The organism is Mucilaginibacter sp., assembly GCF_039207105.1.
Lineage (GTDB): Bacteria > Bacteroidota > Bacteroidia > Sphingobacteriales > Sphingobacteriaceae > Mucilaginibacter.
On record NZ_JBCECK010000002.1, the window covers coordinates 1 to 20,951 of the forward strand.

Here is a 20,951-nt window from a genome sequence, read left to right on the forward strand (position 1 = left end):
GTTATGATGTATCAGGTTATCCTGAAAAGCCATGCGCGGAGCAGGCCCTTGCCACAGATCATAATTTAAATGCTCAGGAACAGCTACTTGCTTGCCCTTACCAATATTAATCCTTTTACTGGTACTCCAGCCTTTGGCATAATAAGCACGGCCGATAATGCCACTATTCAGCTCTTTGATCATGCCCTGCACATTAGCGACCGATCTGCTCTGGTTGCCCATTTGCACCAGGCGTTTATATTTTTTTGATGCTTCAACAGCCATTTCGCCTTCATGCGGATTGTGGCTACCGGGCTTTTCAACGTATACATGTTTACCTGCCTGGCAAGCCATAATGGTAGCGGGTGCATGCCAATGATCAGGCGCGGCTATGACAAGCGCATCCATCTCTTTCACCTCCAGCATTTTGCGGATATCGGTAAAGCCTTGTGGCTTTTTACCCGTTTGCTTAAATATTTCGTTAATGGTACTTTCAAGTACTTTGGAATCAACATCGCATACATAGCCAATTTCAACATTGGGTATTTTGGCAAAGTTTTGGGCAAGGTAAAGGCCACGATTATTAGTACCCATCATGCCCAGCACTACTTTATTATTGGGTGATCCTAAGAAGCTGGCCTTTGATATTTCGGGAGTGAGCAGGAAACAAGTACCTGCAATTGAGGTTGTCTGGATAAACTTTCTACGGCTAATCATATCTATAACGGGTTAATAGGTTTGCAAGGTATTTATCTATAAGATAATGCAAATTAGCTATTGTTTTAGAAAGCTTCTAAAAAACGCCGTTATTTTTTTATGAAGAAAGTGTATATTAACTATTATTCATTATTTTTTAGTAATAGTTCCATTTGCATACATTTTGATCTGCGTTTTAGTCGCCCGGTTGCGCCAGGCGGTCATTAGCAATACTTTAAGATCATCCGGTGATACACTTTCAAGCCTCACCAGCATATACTTATAGTTAAGGTAATGATTAGTGATAAAAAAGGTATCCGGATCGGCAGCTATCCACCTGTAGCGCTCAAGGGTATGCAGAGCCACCAACTGGTCTTTCAGCTTCACATTGGCAAATATCTTTTTGTTGACATAAAAAGCAGGATCATCAACGTGCATTTTTTCAATTACACCAGGAAGGGACAGTAATATACTGCGCATAAACTGCATAAAAACAGGCATGTCTGTAGCCATAAAATCCGGATCAGAGTTTTCAGAAAAATAAAATTACATCATAATTCCGAAAATCCTGATCCGGTACATACTTTAATAGAACTTAGGCAGCGGGTTCAGCGTAGTGTTCTGACGCTGGTGCCAGTACGGGTATATCGGATCAACCTCACTGGCAGCATCCAGTTTTTTAACCTGATCGGTTGTTAAGTTCCAGCCAATAGCACCCAAATTTTGCTGTAATTGCTCTTCGTTACGGGCGCCAATGATAATATTATCTACAGTTGGCCTTTGCAATAACCAGTTTATAGAAACCTGCGCCACTGATTTGCCCGTTTCTTCGGCTACTTCGTCCAGCGCGTCAACAATATTATACAAGTGCTCAAAATTAGTAGCCGGACCATGACTGCCGCCTTGTACTGTTCTTGAATTTTCAGGAATCGGTAACCCTCTCCTGAATTTGCCGCTTAACTGACCAGATGCTAACGGGCTCCAAACAATGGTTCCTACTTTTTGATCGATACCCAAAGGCATTAGCTCCCACTCAAACTCACGGTTCAGTAAGGAATAATAAGCCTGGTGGGCTATGTACCTGCTCCAGCCATAACGTTCTGATACGGAAAGCGATTTCATCAAATGCCAGCCCGAAAAGTTAGAGCAGGCGATGTAGCGGATCTTACCGCTGGTTACCAGGTCATCAAGCGCGCGCAGTGTTTCTTCAACCGGTGTGGTACCGTCAAAACCATGCAAATGGTAAAGGTCGATATGATCTGTGTTTAAACGGCGCAAGCTGGCATTACATTGCTCAATCAGGTGATAGCGCGATGAGCCATACTCATTGGCACCATCGCCCATAGTAAAGGTTGCTTTGGATGATATCAATACCTGGTTGCGTAAACCCTCCAGCGCTTTACCCAATATTTCTTCGGATAAGCCTTGGGAGTACACATTGGCCGTATCAAAAAAGTTGACACCGGCATCTAAACATAAGTTAATGAGCTTTCTGGCCTCATCAACCTGTGTGCTGCCCCAGGCCTTAAAAAACTCATTCCCACCGCCAAATGTGGCAGTTCCGAAACTTAAAACGGGTACCTTTAAACCCGAAGCTCCTAATTGTCTGTATTCCATGTTGAGGTAAATTATTATTGATAATGATGCGCATGCTTTTATAAAGCCTATGCTTAACAAAGCTAAAACTTATGTGTTTTGAGCAGCGGTTTTACCCATCATAAATTTGTCATTTAAAGGTAACATCGCCGCTAATCAGGAACAGGTCTAAATTAGAAATTGGCTTATTAAAGGTTGGGCCATTAATTAACTTTGCGCAAAATTTTATCAAATGGAGAAAACTAAACTTACTGTCAATAATAATGGTTCTTTAAAAATTGAAGGCGACTTTGAAATCGTTGATGCCCAGGGTAACCAATACGGCTTACAAGGCAGAACTGTATTATCAATTTGCCGTTGCGGCCTATCGGCCAACAAACCATTTTGTGATGGATCGCACAAAGGCCATTTTGAGCATAACGCTATCGCTTTTGATCTTCCGCCTAAAAAAGTATAATTCATCATTATAATTAACTTATAAAACAAAAGCCTCCTGTATTAAACAGGCGGCTTTTGTTTTATAGCGGCTTTACCAGCTTTTTTACAGACTTTTGAGCCATCAATTTATGCGCTATTTTTTTCACATTGGTTATCATGGTACGCAGTATAGTGGCTGGCAAAAGCACAAGGGGGTTGTTACCGTACAGCTGGTGTTAGAAAACGCTCTTGCCAAACTTTTTAAACGGCCCCTACCCATAGTTGGCTGTGGTCGTACTGATGCGCATGTACATGCCAGTCAGTTCTTTTTTCATGCAGATATTGAACAGGACTGGGATGCCGATCTTTTCTTTTTCAGGCTCAATAAAATATTACCTGATGATATTGCCTTGTTTGATATCATACCTATGCAGGGCCTGCCCCATGCCCGTTTTGATGCCGTGCAGCGCGCGTATGATTATTATATGCATACTTATAAAGATCCCTTTTTAAGCGGGTTCAGTTCACTATACCACGAAGAAAGACTGGATCTGGAAGCTATGAAAAAGGCTGCAGCCTTGCTTCCTTTATACAATGATTACCGTGCCTTTTGCAAAATGCCCGATCGTATTGACAATACCATTTGCACCGTAACATCGGCAACTTTGTTTACAGACAAAAGCGGCGACAGACTCAGGTTTCACATATCGGCCAACCGTTTTTTAAGCAAAATGATCAGGATAATTATGGGCCGCCTGCTTGACATTGGCCGTGGTAATATAAGCGTTGATGAATTTGAACATTATTTAAGCAACAGACAAACGCCCGATATTATTATTCCTGCCTATCCGCAGGGTTTATATCTTTCAAAAGTCACCTACCCTTACCTTGACCTTGCACCGCGATCAGCCTTTTCGGCCTTGCTTCAAAATAATGGGGATGCAGCCTGGCAGCCATTATAAACAGCTATATATTTAATCTTTATGAATATGAGCAAGTAAATTGGTAATTTCGCGCTCTTAAATAATTAAATACAAAGTCCTGATGGTGTGGTTTGAAAAATTGAAGCTGAATAAGCAATTGGTTAGATCGGTAAATGAAGCTGGTTTTACAAACCCTACTGAGCTGCAGCTCAAAACCATCAACAGAATAATTGGCGGTCAGGACATTATAGCCATTGGGCATGAAGGCAGCGGCAAAACCACCGCCTATGTTTTAGGTGTTTTAAATCGCTTTAACTATGCTCCCGAAGGTGTTCCGAAAGTACTGATCCTGGTACCCGAAAAAGATCAGGTGTTTGGTGTGATAGAGCAGTTTGACCGCCTGAACAAAAATAAATCTATCAGAATAGTTGGCCTGTATGTTGCACCTGGCACCGAAGCACAGATGGACGCGCTTGCCGATGGTGCCGACATTGTGGTAGCCACTCCCGACAGGGCAAGGGCTATTTACCTGAAACTGGCGCTTAACCTGAACAAAGTTGATCTGCTTGTAATTGATGATGCCGACCAAATGGTAAAAAATGGTCTGCAACTGCCGGTTGTTGAACTGGCCAACAGTATAGGCAAAGGCCAGCATCTGGTATTTACCCAGGTATTGCACAGCAAGCTCGAAAAAATGATAGCCCCGTTCATGAACCAGCCCGCCATTATTGAGGTGGAAGAACTGGCTGAAGCACGAGTACAAACACATCCGCAGCTATTATATAATTTGCCCAACTTTGGCACCAAACTAAACCTGCTTAATTTATTTTTGTATGATGAAGAAGTATTTACCAAAACCGTAGTTTTTGTAAATACACAAAACACAGCCGATAAAGTATACCAAAGCCTGCACAGTCGCCTGCGCGATGCAGTAGCATATTTAAACCCAAAGTTTTTTGATACCAACGGCTTTAATCATATAGAGGATTTTAAAGAGGCCGAAAACGCAAGAGTTCTGATTGTGGTGAACGAGAATACCGAGAGGATAAACCTTAACAGCGTACCATTTATCATTCACTTTGATATACCGGAAGATAAAGAAGTTTTTATCGATCGCATCACCAATCATCAACCCAACAGTGATGATGAAACGCTGGCCATCACCTTTGCTACTGATATTGAATTAAGCCAGGTTAAAAAAATTGAGCAAACTACCGGTCAAAAAATATCCCCTGCCGCCCTGCCCGAAGAGTTGGTTATTGAAAAGGACACCAAGGTAAAAAAAGAGGAAAAAGAAAAGAAAGCGGCTGCTAAACCAAACCCTGATGAACCTACCACAGGTGCTGCTTTTCACGAGAAAAAGGCAGCTAATGCCAAAACTTATAACTATAGCTCGGGCCAGAAGGCAAAAATGAATAATAAACGCAAGCACTAATTATTTGCAGCAATGGGCTATGTACAAGTCCTCAACCTTTTTGCGGGCCCAGGGCGTTTTGCGTAAAAACTTCAGGCTCGACGACACGCTCGGGTTATCCAGAAAACAATTGATGCGGATGCGATAACCCAATTCGCCCCAGCCAAAATGGACCACCAGTTCGTTTAAAATGGTTTCTAATGTTTTACCGTGGAGCGGATCTTTGCTTGGTTGTTGCATATGCAAAGGTAAACTTGTTCAATCTATTCAATATATAACCGAATTAAAAAATTACATTCATCCTGTAGTAATAGTTAATATATTGCTATACCATTAGTTAACCCCTATTGTAATCACGTTAACCAAATTGATTGTTATTGCGTTAAACTGCTATACACAATTGTGTGTTTATTTAATAGTATTTTAGTAAATTAGATAATCACTTACATCACAGGTGTATTATTACCTCTTAATTAATTTATTCATATAATGACCGGCTTTAAGTTTTATCTTATTTTATTATTTCAAGCCATATCGTTATGTGTTTTTGCGCAGGACCTGCCCATCCATTTTCAGCGCATTGGCAGCCGCTCAAATTTATCGGAGCTCAACATCAACGCCATTTTTCAGGATAGTAAGGGCTTTATCTGGGTTGGTACGCGCGACGGTTTAAACCGGTTTGACGGTAATAAGTTTAAAGTTTTCAGGAACGACCCCACTGATACTACCAGTATCAACAGCAATAATATTAACGACATTACCGAAGATAAGCAGGGTAACCTGTGGATTGCTACCGGTAACGGTTTAAATAAGTACGACCGTGCCTCAAGTCGTTTTTATCACTACCAGCACCAGGATAAAAACACCAATACGCTGGCAAGTAATTATATAGTTAAGCTTGCTTTTGATAAAGATGGCAATTTGTGGGCAGGCCATCAAAAAGACGGGCTTGATCAATTCCTGATCAGTCAAAACAAGTTTATACATTACAAACATAGCGCTAACAAAAAAAGCCTGAGCGATAATAGCATCCGGTCTGTTTATATTGACAGCCGTAACAACCTCTGGGTGGGTACTATTTATGGAGGACTAAATCTATTTAACTCTGTTGCCAAAAACTTTACCAGTTTCAGGCATGATGAAAAGATCAGCGGCTCCATATCTGCCGATAAAGTAAACTGCATTTTTGAAGATAGCAGCCATCGCCTGTGGGCTGGTGTTTCGGGTGGTGGATTAAATTTATATGATAGCCGTACACAAACTTTCAAACATTACAAAAAAGAGCCCGGCAACAGTAATTCATTACCCTATAACACCATACAAAGCATTGCTGAGGACAGCAACGGGAATTTATGGATAGGTACCGAAAATGGTGGGCTTAGTATATTTAATTATCGTACCCAAACATTCAGCAATCATACCCAGGATGATGTAGACAATACCAGCCTGGCCAGTAACTCGGTTGATATCATTTTAAAAGATGGTGTTGGCAATATGTGGATCGGGGCTTATGCATCGGGCATAAGTTTATACAAAAAAATCAGGGAAAATTTTATTCATTATAAACATACCTCGCTACCTAATAGTCTGTCAAATAATTTTGTACTTGATTTATACGAAGATAAACAGCATAACATATGGATAGGTACCGATGGTGGTGGCCTTAACCTTTTTGAACCTGAAAAAGGCACGTTTACATCATACAAACAAAATGAGAATGATAAAAGTAGTATTGGTGGTAACTATGTTTTAGCTTTAAAAGAAGATCATAAAAACAACCTTTGGATTGGCACCTGGGGTAATGGTGTGAGTGTAATGGATCTGACTACGCGCAAATTCAGATCGTACCACCATAATCCGGCCGATACTACAAGTCTGGGTGGAGATAATATATATGCTATAACCACCACACCCGATCATAAAATATGGATTGGTATCCTGGGGGCCGGGCTTGACCTGTACAACCCCGAAACCAATAAATTTATCCATTACAGGCATAACGCCAATAACCCTAAAAGCCTGAGCAGCGATAACATTAATTCGTTGCTTGCCGACTCAAAAGGCAACCTTTGGGTGGGCACTAATGACGGGGGCTTAAACTTGTTTAACGCGAAAACCAACACCTTTACCAGCTACAAATACGACAGATCAAAAAATAGTATCAGCAATAACTCAGCACTTGATTTGCTGGAAGACCGGGCCGGCAATATTTGGATATGTACTTTGGATGGACTAAACCGCCTTGATCCCAAAACTGGTAAATTCACCAATTTTAAAATAAAAGACGGACTCCTTAACAACTACACCTACGCCGCTGAGGAAGACAACAGCGGCAATTTGTGGATAAGTACCAATAATGGCTTATCTCGATATAACCCTACAACTAAAAAATTTAAAAACTTTACCAGCGATGATGGCTTGCAGGCCGATGAGTTTAAACCTCATTCTGCTTTAAAAAGTCATGACGGCACTTTATACTTTGGCGGCGTTAACGGTTTTAATGAATTTGACCCCGACAGGATCATTGAAAGCAGTTACAATCCGCCGCTTATTTTAACCGACTTTCAGATCTTCACCAAAAGCGTTCCCGTTGCTAAAAATGATAAAGATCCATCCCCTTTAAAACAGGATATAACCGTAACCAAGTCCATCACGCTTAAATATAATCAGTCGGTAATTTCATTTGAGTATGTTTCTTTAGATTATGCCTTAAATAACAGAACTGTTTACGCTTACCAGTTAATGGGCTTTGATGAAACCTGGAACTATGTAGGCCGTAAAAACACGGCAACCTACACCAATTTAGCTCCCGGCAATTATACATTTAAAGTAAAAAGCCAAAACAGTAACGGCAAATGGTCAAGGCATGAATTAAATGTAGAGCTAACCATTTTACCGCCATTTTGGTTAACCTGGTGGTTTATACTGCTGTCAATAGCATTAGTTATTATACTTATTTATAGTTTGTACCGTGTAAAAGTAAGCGTAATTATAAAGCAAAAAGCCCGGTTAGAGCAACAGGTATCAGAACGTACGGAGGAGGTTTTGCAACAGTCGGAAGAGTTAAAGCAACAATCTGCGGATCTTCAGAAATTAAATGCAGAATTGCAGGCGCAATCTGAAGAACTTAAATCGCTGAATGAAGAATTATTGACACAATCAGAAGAACTGGAACTACAACGTTTACAGGAAAAACAGGCCCGCGAAGATGCCGATAAAGCCAATCAGGCCAAAAGCATATTCCTGGCTACCATGAGCCATGAAATACGCACACCTATGAACGGAGTAATTGGCATGGCTTCGCTTTTGGGCGAAACTGAATTGAATAACGAACAACGGGAATACACCGATACCATTATAGCCTGCGGCGATACCCTGGTAAACGTGATCAATGATATACTTGATTTTTCAAAAATAGAATCAGGTAAAATGGATATTGAGCAGGATGATTTTGATCTGCGCCATTGTATGGAGGAGATCATGGATCTGTTTGCCCAAAAGGCATCGCGCCAGGATATTGAATTAGTTTATTTTATTGATCAATCATTACCACAACAAATTATTGGTGATAGCCTACGCCTTAAACAGGTAATAACCAACCTAACCGGCAACGCCCTTAAGTTTACCCAAAAAGGCGAAGTATTTATCAAGGTATTTTTGTCCCGGACTTTTGAAAATGGCGAAATTGAGATTGGCTTTAGCGTAATGGATACCGGCATTGGTATCCCTCAGGAAAAAATCAGCGATCTGTTCAATGCTTTTTCGCAGGTTGATTCATCTACCACCCGCAAATATGGCGGTACCGGCTTAGGGTTGGTGATCAGCCAGCGTCTGGTAAAACTAATGGGCGGCGAAATATGGGTGGAAAGTGTTTTTAAAGAGGGCTCTGTATTTATGTTTACTATTAGAGCCGCGGTGAGTAAAAAGCAATCGAAACATATACCAATAGCGTTTAACACCGACGAAATGGAGGGCAAAAAGATACTGGTGGTTGATGATAATCAAACCAACAGGTATATACTGCAAACCCAACTGGAGTTATGGGGGCTGGTAACTGTTACAGCAGCATCCGGTGAAGAAGCATTACATATTTTAGCGGCAGATGCTGATTTTAATTTGGTAATAACCGATATGGAAATGCCGGATATGGATGGCGTGGAACTTGCCCGTGCTATTAAAAGAAATTACAAAAGCCTGCCTGTTATTATGCTAAGCTCCATTGGCGATAGCTCCAGAAAAAAATATCCGGATTTGTTTTCGGCCATATTAACCAAACCGGTTAAACAAAGCCACCTCGGTAAAAGTATACAGGCCGAGTTTCATAATCATCCGCAGGTGGTGTTTCATGAAAACAAACCTGCAAAACTGTTTGAACAAAGCTTCGCAGCTGATCATCTTATGCGTATTTTAATTGCCGAGGATAACGAGGTGAATCAAAAACTGGTTGACCATATGCTCACCCGTTTAGGTTATCAGTTTACTATAGTTCAAAATGGACTGGAAGCACTTGATAAGCTGAAACTAACACCATTTGATGTGATATTTATGGATGTACAGATGCCCGAAATGGATGGCTTTGAAGCCACCAGGCATATCCGCAAATATGCTTTTAAACAACCTTATATTATAGCGATGACCGCCAATGCCGGCCCTGACGATCGCGAGCTTTGCCTAAGCGAAGGCATGGACGATTATATAGCCAAACCTATGAAAACCGAAGCACTGGTGTCAGTATTAAAAAATGCTTATGAGGGTTTAAAAAACGGAAGGTTGAGCAAAAAAATGATCTGAACTGATAGGATTTAACCCATCAATTCCTTCATCAGCTTATCAAAAGCTTCCTTCATTTCGGCAAGGTCCTGCTCCAGTTTGGTTACGCGGGCTTCCAATGCGCCAGTTCCCCTGCTTCCGGTTTCTTCAGGCTCCTCCTCATCATTAAATTCCGGTGTGCCGCCTAATAAATGGGCGTATCTTACTTCTTTTTGACCCGGGCGTTTAGGCAATTGGAGAACATAGGGTAGTTCAGGATTGGCTAATTTCTCTAACATTTCCTGTACTTCCTCTATCGATTCAAACTCGTACAACCTGCCCGAATTGGTATTCAGCTCGCCAGGGGTTTGAGGGCCACGTAAAATGAGCAGACAAATTAAAGCCACCTCGGCAGGTATTACCGGAAAAACAATGGCAAAGTTGTGTTTATACTTAATGTTACGGATAGAACCACCGGTAACGGTAGAAATCAATCCGCGTCTTTTCAATGTATTTAATGCATCGGTAACCGTACCCTCATCATAATTCACAACCGGCTTGCGCGATGTTTTTTGATTACATGCAGCGGTTAATCCATTCAATGTCATGGGGTAATAGTCGGGCGTGGTTTTGCTTTTCTCCATCAGCGAGCCTAATACGCGCAGTTCGGTAGCATCAAGTACAGGTAAAGTTTGAGGTGAATCCATGCGCTAAATATAAGCAGCTTTTTATAGCCTCAAAAAAATCGTGATTATTTTTAAACACTTAAGTTAAGCAATGGTGAATTTTAGCTTAAATCCGTTACTTTGTATTTACATGTCATTATTCATTACATCACTAAATTCGGGGAGTAACGGCAATTGCTATTACGTAGGGAACGAGCGGGAGGCTATACTGGTTGATGTTGGCATATCATGCCGTGAAACCGAAAAACGCATGGCTCGCCTTGGCCTGTCCATGCAAAAGGTAAAGGCCATATTTGTATCGCACGAGCATTCAGATCATATCCGCGGAATACCTGTACTGGCCAAAAAATTTAATTTACCGGTATATATTACGCCAGGCACGTTGCTACATTTGGGCAACAGTTTGGATATGCAGCTTGTTCATCACCTGAGGGAGTTTGAAACCGTTGCCATTGGCGAATTGCAGGTAACTTCATTCCCTAAAGAACATGATGCATCAGAACCACATAGCTTTATAGTAAGCTGCCGCGATATCAACGTGGGCGTATTTACGGATATTGGTGTAGTATGTGACCGACTGATCAGGTATTTCAGCCAGTGCCATGCCGCCTTCCTGGAAGCCAATTATGATGATGAAATGCTGGATAATGGCGGCTATCCTTATTATCTGAAAAAACGTATTCGCGGAGGCAAGGGGCACCTATCAAACAAACAGGCGCTGGCTCTTTTTAACACCCACCGGCCACCACATATGACACACTTGCTGCTCTCCCACCTCTCGCACAATAACAACAGTCCAAAACTCGTAGAAGAATTGTTTACCGCCTGTGCCGATGGTATTCAGATAGTAGTAGCATCACGACTGGAGGAAACTCCTGTTTATTATATCAGCCAAAGCAACGAAGCCTACATACCTGCCGGTCAGCTGGATTTGGGGTTTGGCTTATAGTATTAAGTAGTTAGTATCAGGTATCAAGACAGAAGATATTTACTTGTTTACTAATGAAACAGCTAAAATCTTGATACTTGATATATCTCTACCTCATACCAACTACTCACCACTCTCTACTCACCACTAACTACCTACCCCCTATCCTGCATAAATATTTTACTGAGCATGGCGTACAGTTCAGGATGTTTGTGTTTAAGCTCGTGCGGCTTTTGAAAAAAGTATTCGGCTACAACGGCAAAAAACTCAGCTTCATTGGTGATGGCATATGGGTTAATGTCTGATTCTCCGGCTTCAATTTTATGAATTTCATGATGGATCATTTTTAGCCAGGGCAATACGTAATCATGCGCCAGCAGGTTTTCAGGGATACCATCCGTAGCTCCGTCAGATTTATCAAGCAGATGAACAAACTCGTGTATAGCCGTATTTTCCCTACCTGCTGACCTGGAAAATCCCTTAATCAACGCCGCTCGCGATAAGATCATTTGCCCGTTCATATACCCCGAACCCACCATACCCAGAATATTACGATTTTCGCCCTCAAACTGAAATTCCCCATCAAACGTGTCCGGGTATAAAATTACGTTCGTGAGGTTGTTGTATTTCCAGTCGGCAAAACCAAATATGGGTATCACCGCGCTGGAAGCGATCATGACCCGGTCGATATCATCAACCGTAGTTCCAACACCTTCAATAGTAATACCGGTTAAAAATCCGGCTACCTTTTGCTCAAACAAAAGCTTCGATGGTCCATCCAATGTTTGATAAAAAGGGATATGCTGTTCTAAAAGCGGTTTGTAAACGGTATCTGTAATAATAACAGATGCTTTTGTTTTGCGTTTTTTACTCAAAAAGTAATAGCCACAAAGTACTATAATGATCAGGAGAGTAATGAGTAAAGTCATGAAATCACATTAAATAAAATAGATAAGCAGGGCAACAAGGGCTGCTATCAGTGTGTTTAAAAAGTTCACCGCGTTATTGCCAATATATTTACCACGCTCCAACGTTGCACCCAATACCGAATCAGCTAAATTACCTACGGTTCCTGCTATAATAATGGTGATTAAACCGGCAGCATTCCAGCCAAAACCAATGGCGTAAACCACAGCTATAATTATACTGCCACCAATACCAATCAATGTACCTTCAAGGCTAACTACTCCATCAAGTCCCCGCTTATCCGGTTTCAGGCTGATAATATTAAGGAAACGCCTCCCATACACCATACCCAATTCAGATGACAATGTATCTGCGTTTGCAGATGCCAAACTCGCCGCCATCATTAATATCCATAGATGCATATATGATGGAAATATCCAAACCATTACTCCGGCTATGGCGGCAACGCCTGTGTTAGCCATTACTTGTCCCGCTGTTCGGCCTTTTTTATGATCGCCTTCAGGTTCAAAAACCAGTTTTTCACTCCGTTTCCAGGATGTAGCTGCCGAGGCTAAAATAAAAAGTGTGGTCATCATAGCTACACCTGTAAAACCTGCGCCTGTAAAAACCAGACAAGCTATTACCGTACTTGTTATTGCCGCAATTAAGGTTAATTTACGTGCCGATAAACTATAAACTACACCTGCAATTAAAATAATAGCTAATAAACCGTACCGTGCCAGCATATGGTCAAAGATATTTATTACGGGCAATATTAATTAAATTAAGCCCGCCAATTCATACTTTTGACGCTGATATGAAAGATATATTAGGCCAGGCCATACATGACCATCATTATAACAAATCCAAGCACAAGCTATGGATCAATAACCAGTATGGCCCTAAGGAAGAAATGCCTATCGACATTTATTTCCGCGATGAGGATGACATGCCCGATATTGAATGGCTTGCCTTAAATGAATGCCGCGGCGATGTGTTGGATATTGGCGCCGGAGCCGGCAGTCATGCCTTGGTGCTTCAGGAACGTGGTTTTGAAGTAACTGCCCTGGATATATCGGCACTCGCTACTGAGGTGATGCAAGCGCGGGGAGTAAACAAAACAATCACAGCCGATATATTTGAATATCAGGAACGTAGGTATGATACCCTGCTACTGCTCATGAATGGCATCGGCCTTACCGGCACATTACAAAATCTGAAAACGTTTTTAGAGCACGCTAAGCTGTTGCTGAATAAAGGCGGACAGTTGCTATTCGATTCATCAGATATCGCTTATTTATACGAGGGTAAATTGCCAGATAATGACCGATATTACGGCGAGATACAGTACCAGTATCAATATAACCAGCAAAAGTCCGAATGGTTTCCCTGGCTGTATGCTGATGAAAAAGCTTTGGAAACTGTGGTTCAGGAAACCGGTTATGACATGGAGGTATTGCTGGAGGATGAGTACAAACAATACCTGGTTCGCTTAACGCTTAAATAGATATCCCTTTAAAAAGAAAACCCGCATGTTAAACACGCGGGCGTCTTGTGGTAAAGCTAAGATGGATTTATTTATCAGGATGTTATAATAGCTTAGTTTATAGAATCGAGCACCATGCTTCCTATCAATTTTGATTTTTTATCGTAAGTTTCTGATTTCACAAACCTACCCAATTTTGGCGAAAACCATTCTGCTGCTTTAATATGTACAGGGATGCCTATACCCATCATTTTAACTTTCATGGTAGCATCATAAGTAATGCGGTAACAATCAAAACTACCGGCATTGGTGCTAACGGTTTCTGCTTTATCAACCATTCGGTTGGTTATATTCATTTCCACTTTTGACATCGACTGCCCATTATTGCTCATATCAATGGTGACCGCGCCGTCTTCAAGTGTTTGTCCTGCTTTCAGATTAAGTGGATAAGCCAGATACTTGGCCTCCCCTGTCATTTGCATATTGCTGAACTGTTTCATAGATGCTGATGGTACAAAAGCTTTCATATCTATTTTAATGGCATCACCATCACAGATCATTTCAGAATCGCCCCCTCCTATTGATTTTCCGTTTTTATCCAATACCTCACTATGAACGGTCACGGTTGAAGCATCTTTTTTATTTGCTGTATAAATGAGTTTCCCGGTGCTGTTTCCCTTGCCATCCTGATTTAAATAAATCAGCTTTTTACCATTTACCGTACCAATAAACTGGTTACAGTTTTGAGCCGCGGCAAACTGAATGCACCATAACAGCAGTGTACAAATTGTAATGATCTTTTTCATAATTTGGTTAATTAGGTTTTAGTAAATTTACCCTTAAAATCAACCACTTACAATAGTATCAATACGCATCTCCCTTCGGGTTTTACGTATATTATGCAGATTAACCGTTACTTTTTCCCTTTATCGGTATTTATAGAATTCAGGCTGACAACGGGCTCGTCTTTAAACAAACGTTGCTTACGCAATAAGGCTTCCAGATAATAATAATCGGCGTAAATGATTGGGGCATCAATTTCACTATTATTGGGTTTATGTCCGGTGCTGTGCAGCAATAAAAAGCCTTTGCTGCCGCCTGTTTTTGCCTGATATTTTTCACTCAATACCTTCACTATTTTGTCGGCTTTTGAACGGTAATCTTTAGCGTTTGCGCTATAAGTACTTAACTCATACAGCGCCGAAGCCGCTATTGCCGCAGCCGAAGCATCGCGCGGGGCGTTGGGTATGGCGGTGTCATTATAATCCCAGTACGGTACCAGGTCGGCCGGTAAATTAGGATTGCTGAAAATAAATTTGGCTATGTTTTCTGCCTGTTGTAAATAGGCTTTATTATGCGTTTCCCGGTAGCACATGGTATAACCATATAAACCCCAGGCCTGTCCGCGGGCCCATGCAGATTCATCAGCAAAGCCCTGGTGGGTTTGTTTATGTAATATTTTACCGGTTTCAGGATCATAATCAATCACGTGATACGAGCTATAATCGGCCCTGAAATGATTTTTCATAGCCGTATTGGCATGTGTAACTGCAATTTTGTAAAAAGACGAATCGCCGGTTAAGCGGGTGGCTTCAAACAGCAGCTCGAGGTTAAGCATATTGTCAATAATAACCGGAAACTTCCATTGCTTGCGATTATCCCATGATTTTATGGAACCAATCACCGGGTTAAAGCGGGTGGACAGCGTTTTGGCTCCCTCAATAATGACTGCCTTATAATGATCATCATGTGTTAAACGATAGCCATTACCAACACTGTTATATACCTTAAAACCCATATCATGGGTATTGCCATTTGTTTTTTCAACCTCAATGTTGGTTGTAAACTTTTTGGCCAGATCTTTCCACTTGTCATTTTGGGTGTATTCGTATAAAAACCACAGCTCACCGGGGAAAAACCCGCTGCACCAGTCTTTGGAAGGTACCATCACAAACTTGCCATCGGCCTCCAAGGTACGTGGTGATGCCAGGGCAGCGTTTGCAGCGTCGGCCTTTACGCTATCAACTTCTTTAAGCATCAGTACGGTTTGCTTTTGAGCAAATACAAACGCTTTGGCAACATCTGTTTGCGCATAGGTATTTACGGTTAATAAACTAAACAAAGCAAGGACAAGGAAACATTTGGTTCTCATAGATTATATAAAATTGGTTTTATCTACCTTAATTTCAGGGATATTAAGGCGTTAATGGCGAGTTCAATATTACAATCTATTAGTGCTAAATTTAAAGCTTATGCCCTTTAATTTTTACGCAAACGTTATAGTTGTTTTATGTACTGCTTAAAACAACGGAAGATATGTTTACTTAATATGTTTGCCTACAGGTCAATTAATGCTATAATTAAAGTTTTTTATCTACTTTTATTCAAAAGCCGGCTGTGCTGTTATTTTTTTGTTGATTTGCCGGTGAACAAGCAATTATGAATTTTGAGGCCATAACGATAAGGGACATTGCAAAAGAACTACATCTATCCGTATCAACAGTGTCAAAAGCACTCCGCGATAGCTACGAGATCAGTGAGAAAACCAAAAAGCTGGTTTTAGAATACGCTCAGAAAAACAATTACCGGCCAAACCCTATGGCGCAAAGCCTTAAAAGAGGGCACAGCAAATCTATCGGAATTGTTGTTTCAAGTATAGACAACCAATTTTTTTCGCAGGTAATCAACGGTATGGAATCTGAAGCTTACAGCCAGGGTTACAACGTTATTATTACCCAAAGCCACGAATCATACAACCTGGAAGTTCAAAACGTAGGACACCTGATACACAGGGCCATTGATGGGCTTCTTATTTCCATAGCCACAGAAACCCATGATGTAGAGCATTTGAAAAAATTGCAGGCCCAAGGTTTACCCATCGTTTTTTTTGACCGGGTAAGCAACCAGATAGATACCCACAAAGTTATTGTTGACAACTCCGGTGGCTCATACCAGGCTACCACACATTTGCTTGATTCGGGGTTTAAAAATATTGCCCACATTACCAGTTCAGTAACCTCATCGGTTACACACCAGCGACTTGATGGTTATACAAAGGCTCTAATAGAAAGGGGCGTAGGCATCAACGAACAATACATTAAATATTGCCTGCACGGCGGACTTGATCTTAACGAACTTCAACAAGCGGTAGATGAATTGCTGGCTTTAGATCCCCGACCTGATGCCATACTTACCGCCTCTGACCGTATCACCACTTCTACCATGACCTTACTCCACAAAAAAAACATCCGGATACCGGAGGATATAGCCTTGGTCGGTTTTACTAATACCGTTTTGGCCGATGTTTTAAATCCGTCATTAACATCAATACATCAGCCGGCTTTTGAAATTGGCCGCAAAGCAACTGAAATGCTGTTGAGCATCATCAATAGCAAGCGCCCGGTTACCGAGTTTGAAAATGTAATTTTACCCACAGAATTATTTATCCGCAGTTCTTCTGTAAAGGAGGCAAAGGCTTAATTTAAACCCCTTAGTGTATCAAGTAAAATATAAATTACACTATATCGAAAACGATTTCGTAAATAAAATACCTCAAAGTATAAAACCTCATACCAATTGTAGGTACTTTTGATAAGCGCCTTATGCTTGATTAAGGCCATACCAAGTATAAATCTGTCCTATTAGTATTTAAGTTATTGTATGTATAAAATTTCATTTACATATGTTACGGGTATTATTTATGCTTTGCTGAATGTAGTAAGTGTAATCAATATCAAACAACAAATTCCTGCCATCAATTAGCCGCAGCAAATAATTTAATTATCACCAACCAAACACCTATTCTATAATAAAACCATTATAACCAGTTATATACCTAAAGCAAAGTGCATATGAAAAAATAACAAACACAAACGGTCTACTTTCAGACATTCTCCTTTCCAACAAACAACATAAGGTTCTGAAAAAAAATTAAGTGGCGAAAGTCGCATGGGAACCTTTTTGCCAAATTTTTAAACTTTTTAAGCTAATGAACAAAGTATATGAGCATAAAACCTATATTTTTTAAAGTATTCAGAGGTGCCGTTTTACCGTCCGCGGTTATTTGCTGCACGCTGGGTAATGCTTTCGCTAATGGTAGCCCACGGCCAAATACGGCGGCAACGGTTTCATCGATCAAAAGCACTATCATAACCTCAAAAAACCTGGCTGATATTAAAATAACCGGCCAGGTTACCGACGATAAAAACCAGCCCCTTCCTGGTGCAAGCGTTCGAGTAAAAGGCACAAAGGCGGGCACCACAACAGATATTGATGGTAAATACACCATCACTGTAACCGATAATAACGCGGTGCTGGTGTTTACCACCATCGGCTTTGCCTCGCAGGAAGTTCCCGTTAACGGCCGTAAAGCTATTGATGTAAAGCTAACCAGCAATTCTAAAGACCTGAACGAGGTAGTAGTGGTTGGTTACGGCACACAAAAGAAAAGAGATGTTACCGGTTCAGTGTCATCAACCAACTTAACTAACGTTGAAAAAACACCCGTATTTGGTACCGCGCAACTGCTGCAAGGCCAGGTGAGTGGTGTGCAGGTTACGCAAACCAACTCGCAGCCAGGTGCAAGTTTTAGTGTACGCATAAGGGGTACCAACTCCATCAGTAACAGTAGCGAGCCACTATATGTGGTAGATGGTTACGCGGGCGCGGATATATCCTCATTAAATCCCAATGATATTGCCACAATGGATGTTTTGAAAGATGCATCGGCAGCAGCTATTTATGGTAATAGAGGTTCAAACGGTGTGGTGATCATCACTACCAAAACCGGAAAAGCAGGGCAGAATATTGTTTCGGCCGATGTATATACCGGCGTTCAAAAGGTAGGTAAAGTATTGGATATGATGAATGCCAGCCAGTTTGCCGTATATCTTGATTCGGTGACCGCTTACACCAACAGAAACAGTACAACTCAAAAACCACTGCCATTTACACAAGATCAGATCAACACTTTAGGCGAAGGTACCAACTGGCAAAAAGAACTGTTCAGAACCGCGCCGGTAACCAATGCCAATCTTTCATTTAGCGGGGGCAGCGAGCTGAGCAAGTACCTGTTAAGTTTCAGCTATTTTGATCAAAAGGGAATTATCTTAAACTCAGGCTACAAACGCGGTACGCTGCGTTTTAATTTCACGCATGACCTGAGTAAGAAAATATCTTTCGGTATCAACTCGCAGGTATCTTACGATCAGCAAAATCTGGCCAATGTAAACACAACCGGTGGTGCCGGCGGCGGTACGCTGCTTGATGCCTTGCGTATAAGTCCTGCCCTGCCGGTTTATGATGCTACAGGAGCTTTTACTTTCCAAAATGGGCCAGCCGGCTATATCACTACATTGGGTAACCCGATAGCGGCGGCTACTTTAAATACCGATATTGATAACTCTTTACGTTTATTTTTTAATGTTTATGGCGAGTACAAGATTGCCAAAAACCTGAAATTCAGATCGAGCATTGGTACCGACGACAGGTTTGAGAAAGAACGGATATTCAGGCCAAATACCACCTACCTGGGTTTATCAACCAACGGCTTTTCGCAGATCATTAACCCTACCAACCTAAACTGGTTAAATGAAAACACGTTAACCTACAACACCACCATTAACAAAATACACAGTATAACTGCTTTGGCAGGTTTCACCTATCAAAACTTTCAGTACCGAAGTAACACAGCCACAGCGCAATCATTAACTACCAATAATCTGGGTACCGATGGCTTGGGCGCGGGCACAAGCTTATCGGCTGCTTCAACTGCCAACGGTCGCCGGCTGGCATCATTCATAGGAAGGGTAAATTATAGTCTGATGGACAGATACCTATTGACTGTTTCGGTACGTCGCGACGGTTCATCAGCTTTAGGGGCTAATAATCAATGGGGTACCTTCCCTTCGGGCGCTTTGGCCTGGCGCGTTTCAAGCGAGGAATTTATGCAAAACCTCAAAACCATCAGCGATTTAAAACTTCGTTTAGGCTATGGTATAGTGGGTAATGCCGATATACCGGTAAATGCGCCGTTTAAACAATACGCGTTAAACAGTTATGTACTCAATGGTGGTCGCAGTGTTGGTTTTTCGCCAAACAATATCCCCAACCCAAACCTGCAGTGGGAACAAACACGATCATATAACCTTGGTTTAGATTTAGGCCTGATCAATAACCGCCTTACCTTCACCGCTGATGTTTATGATAAAAAAACATCCAAACTATTATTCCAACGGCCAGTACCCTCTTCCACAGGTTTCAGCACCATTCAGGATAATTTAGGAGCCATGAGCAACCGTGGTATCGAGCTGGCCCTGAATACCGTGAACCTTACCGGAACACTTGTAAAATGGACTACCGGTATTAACTTTTCCAGGAACATCAATAAAATATTAGATCTGGGTGGCACCCAAAGCGTACTTACAGGTAACGTAAGCTCCAGTTTATATCCCGGCGGCCGAAACTCATCTATACTGCAGGTGGGTAAACCTATAGGTTCATTCTATGGTTATGTTTATGATGGTATATGGCAATCAACCCAGCAAATTACTCAAAGCGGTATAACCACCCCGGTTAAACCCGGCGATCCAAGGTATAAAGACTTGAATGGCGATCATCTGATCAACGAGTCCGACCGAACCATTATTGGTCAGGCTTTACCAAAATTCACCTATGGTTTCAACAGCAGTTTAACTGTTGGCCAGTTCAACCTGTTTGTTTTGATACAGGGCGTTTATGGGAACCAGGTGATGAATGAAAACAAAATTGAGGCCGAAAATGGTACCACCAGCGATAACAAACTGGCCTATGTACTGACAGAAAGCTTTGGTATGCCCGGTTCAAGTAATACACTACCAAGCGTAGGCAGTACCCTACGCCGCAGCCTTGGCCCGACCAGCGATGTACTGGAAAGTCGCAGCTACCTGAGGTTTAAAACTATTACTTTAACCTATAACCTGCCTTTGCCTAAATTTTCAAAAGTGTTTAAATCGGCAAGTGTATATGTAACCGGGCAAAACTTATTCACTATTACCAAATACTCTGGTTATGACCCGGAGGTTAATAGCTATGACCTTACCGCGACAGGAAACTACACCTCTTTAGGTACTGATTATAACCCCTATCCAAATATCAAAACATACACCCTGGGCTTAAGATTAGGCATGTAATC

At 41.5% G+C, this 20,951-nt stretch carries 17 protein-coding genes; 8 read left to right on the plus strand and 9 right to left on the minus strand.

Annotated features, from left to right (window positions below):
• The 3 genes from AAGC65_RS00585 to AAGC65_RS00595 all read right to left on the minus strand — a co-directional run.
• On the minus strand, positions 1-696 hold a 696-nt coding region (locus AAGC65_RS00585), incomplete at its 3' end, for a Gfo/Idh/MocA family oxidoreductase (protein ID WP_343110453.1).
• A gap of 129 nt (positions 697-825) precedes the next feature.
• A complete protein-coding gene (locus AAGC65_RS00590) occupies positions 826-1,188 on the minus strand; it encodes an MmcQ/YjbR family DNA-binding protein (protein WP_343110454.1) in 363 nt (120 codons plus the stop codon).
• A 72-nt stretch (positions 1,189-1,260) separates the two neighbouring features.
• Positions 1,261-2,292 carry an aldo/keto reductase gene (locus tag AAGC65_RS00595; protein ID WP_343110455.1) on the minus strand — a complete coding sequence of 344 codons (1,032 nt, stop codon included), beginning with the start codon at positions 2,290-2,292 and terminating at the stop codon, positions 1,261-1,263.
• 211 nt (positions 2,293-2,503) lie between these two features.
• Between AAGC65_RS00595 and AAGC65_RS00600 the strand changes: the two genes are divergently transcribed.
• The 3 genes from AAGC65_RS00600 to AAGC65_RS00610 all read left to right on the plus strand — a co-directional run bounded on the left by AAGC65_RS00600 (position 2,504) and on the right by AAGC65_RS00610 (position 5,046).
• Complete coding sequence (locus tag AAGC65_RS00600; RefSeq protein WP_343110456.1) at positions 2,504-2,728, plus strand: CDGSH iron-sulfur domain-containing protein; 225 nt, start codon at positions 2,504-2,506, stop codon at positions 2,726-2,728.
• A gap of 109 nt (positions 2,729-2,837) precedes the next feature.
• Positions 2,838-3,650, plus strand: coding sequence for a tRNA pseudouridine synthase A (locus tag AAGC65_RS00605; RefSeq protein WP_343110457.1), 813 nt, complete (start codon positions 2,838-2,840; stop codon positions 3,648-3,650).
• Between the two features lie 82 nt (positions 3,651-3,732).
• The gene (locus tag AAGC65_RS00610) at positions 3,733-5,046 is read left to right on the plus strand and encodes a DEAD/DEAH box helicase (RefSeq protein ID WP_343110458.1); all 1,314 of its coding nucleotides are present in this window, start codon (positions 3,733-3,735) and stop codon (positions 5,044-5,046) included.
• Here the strand turns inward: AAGC65_RS00610 and AAGC65_RS00615 are convergent, their stop codons facing one another.
• Positions 5,047-5,265 carry a VF530 family protein gene (locus AAGC65_RS00615; protein ID WP_343110459.1) on the minus strand — a complete coding sequence of 73 codons (219 nt, stop codon included), beginning with the start codon at positions 5,263-5,265 and terminating at the stop codon, positions 5,047-5,049. It lies immediately after the preceding gene.
• A 249-nt stretch (positions 5,266-5,514) separates the two neighbouring features.
• Here AAGC65_RS00615 and AAGC65_RS00620 point away from each other — a divergent pair, with 249 nt between their 5' ends.
• Positions 5,515-9,816, plus strand: coding sequence for a two-component regulator propeller domain-containing protein (locus AAGC65_RS00620; RefSeq protein ID WP_343110460.1), 4,302 nt, complete (start codon positions 5,515-5,517; stop codon positions 9,814-9,816).
• Positions 9,817-9,827: 11 nt separating this feature from the next.
• Here the strand turns inward: AAGC65_RS00620 and AAGC65_RS00625 are convergent, their stop codons facing one another.
• Positions 9,828-10,481, minus strand: coding sequence for a YceH family protein (locus AAGC65_RS00625; RefSeq protein WP_343110461.1), 654 nt, complete (start codon positions 10,479-10,481; stop codon positions 9,828-9,830).
• Positions 10,482-10,590: 109 nt separating this feature from the next.
• On the opposite strand from AAGC65_RS00625, the gene AAGC65_RS00630 reads away from it, so the two are divergent.
• Positions 10,591-11,409 carry an MBL fold metallo-hydrolase gene (locus tag AAGC65_RS00630; RefSeq protein WP_343110462.1) on the plus strand — a complete coding sequence of 273 codons (819 nt, stop codon included), beginning with the start codon at positions 10,591-10,593 and terminating at the stop codon, positions 11,407-11,409.
• A gap of 134 nt (positions 11,410-11,543) precedes the next feature.
• Here the strand turns inward: AAGC65_RS00630 and AAGC65_RS00635 are convergent, their stop codons facing one another.
• Both AAGC65_RS00635 and AAGC65_RS00640 read right to left on the minus strand, forming a co-directional pair.
• Positions 11,544-12,317, minus strand: coding sequence for a M90 family metallopeptidase (locus AAGC65_RS00635; protein ID WP_343110463.1), 774 nt, complete (start codon positions 12,315-12,317; stop codon positions 11,544-11,546).
• Between the two features lie 9 nt (positions 12,318-12,326).
• Positions 12,327-13,040 carry a DUF92 domain-containing protein gene (locus AAGC65_RS00640; RefSeq protein WP_343110464.1) on the minus strand — a complete coding sequence of 238 codons (714 nt, stop codon included), beginning with the start codon at positions 13,038-13,040 and terminating at the stop codon, positions 12,327-12,329.
• 71 nt (positions 13,041-13,111) lie between these two features.
• Between AAGC65_RS00640 and AAGC65_RS00645 the strand changes: the two genes are divergently transcribed.
• Positions 13,112-13,801 carry a methyltransferase domain-containing protein gene (locus AAGC65_RS00645; protein ID WP_343110465.1) on the plus strand — a complete coding sequence of 230 codons (690 nt, stop codon included), beginning with the start codon at positions 13,112-13,114 and terminating at the stop codon, positions 13,799-13,801.
• Between the two features lie 92 nt (positions 13,802-13,893).
• Here the strand turns inward: AAGC65_RS00645 and AAGC65_RS00650 are convergent, their stop codons facing one another.
• Both AAGC65_RS00650 and AAGC65_RS00655 read right to left on the minus strand, forming a co-directional pair.
• The gene (locus tag AAGC65_RS00650) at positions 13,894-14,586 is read right to left on the minus strand and encodes a hypothetical protein (protein ID WP_343110466.1); all 693 of its coding nucleotides are present in this window, start codon (positions 14,584-14,586) and stop codon (positions 13,894-13,896) included.
• 107 nt (positions 14,587-14,693) lie between these two features.
• Positions 14,694-15,932 (minus strand): glycoside hydrolase family 88 protein, encoded by a 1,239-nt coding sequence (locus AAGC65_RS00655; RefSeq protein ID WP_343110467.1) that lies wholly within the window; start codon positions 15,930-15,932, stop codon positions 14,694-14,696.
• Between the two features lie 287 nt (positions 15,933-16,219).
• On the opposite strand from AAGC65_RS00655, the gene AAGC65_RS00660 reads away from it, so the two are divergent.
• Both AAGC65_RS00660 and AAGC65_RS00665 read left to right on the plus strand, forming a co-directional pair.
• Positions 16,220-17,260, plus strand: coding sequence for a LacI family DNA-binding transcriptional regulator (locus AAGC65_RS00660; RefSeq protein WP_343110468.1), 1,041 nt, complete (start codon positions 16,220-16,222; stop codon positions 17,258-17,260).
• 521 nt (positions 17,261-17,781) lie between these two features.
• On the plus strand, positions 17,782-20,949 hold the full coding sequence (locus AAGC65_RS00665; protein WP_343110469.1) for a TonB-dependent receptor: 3,168 nt from the start codon (positions 17,782-17,784) through the stop codon (positions 20,947-20,949).
• Positions 20,950-20,951: the final 2 nt, after the last annotated feature.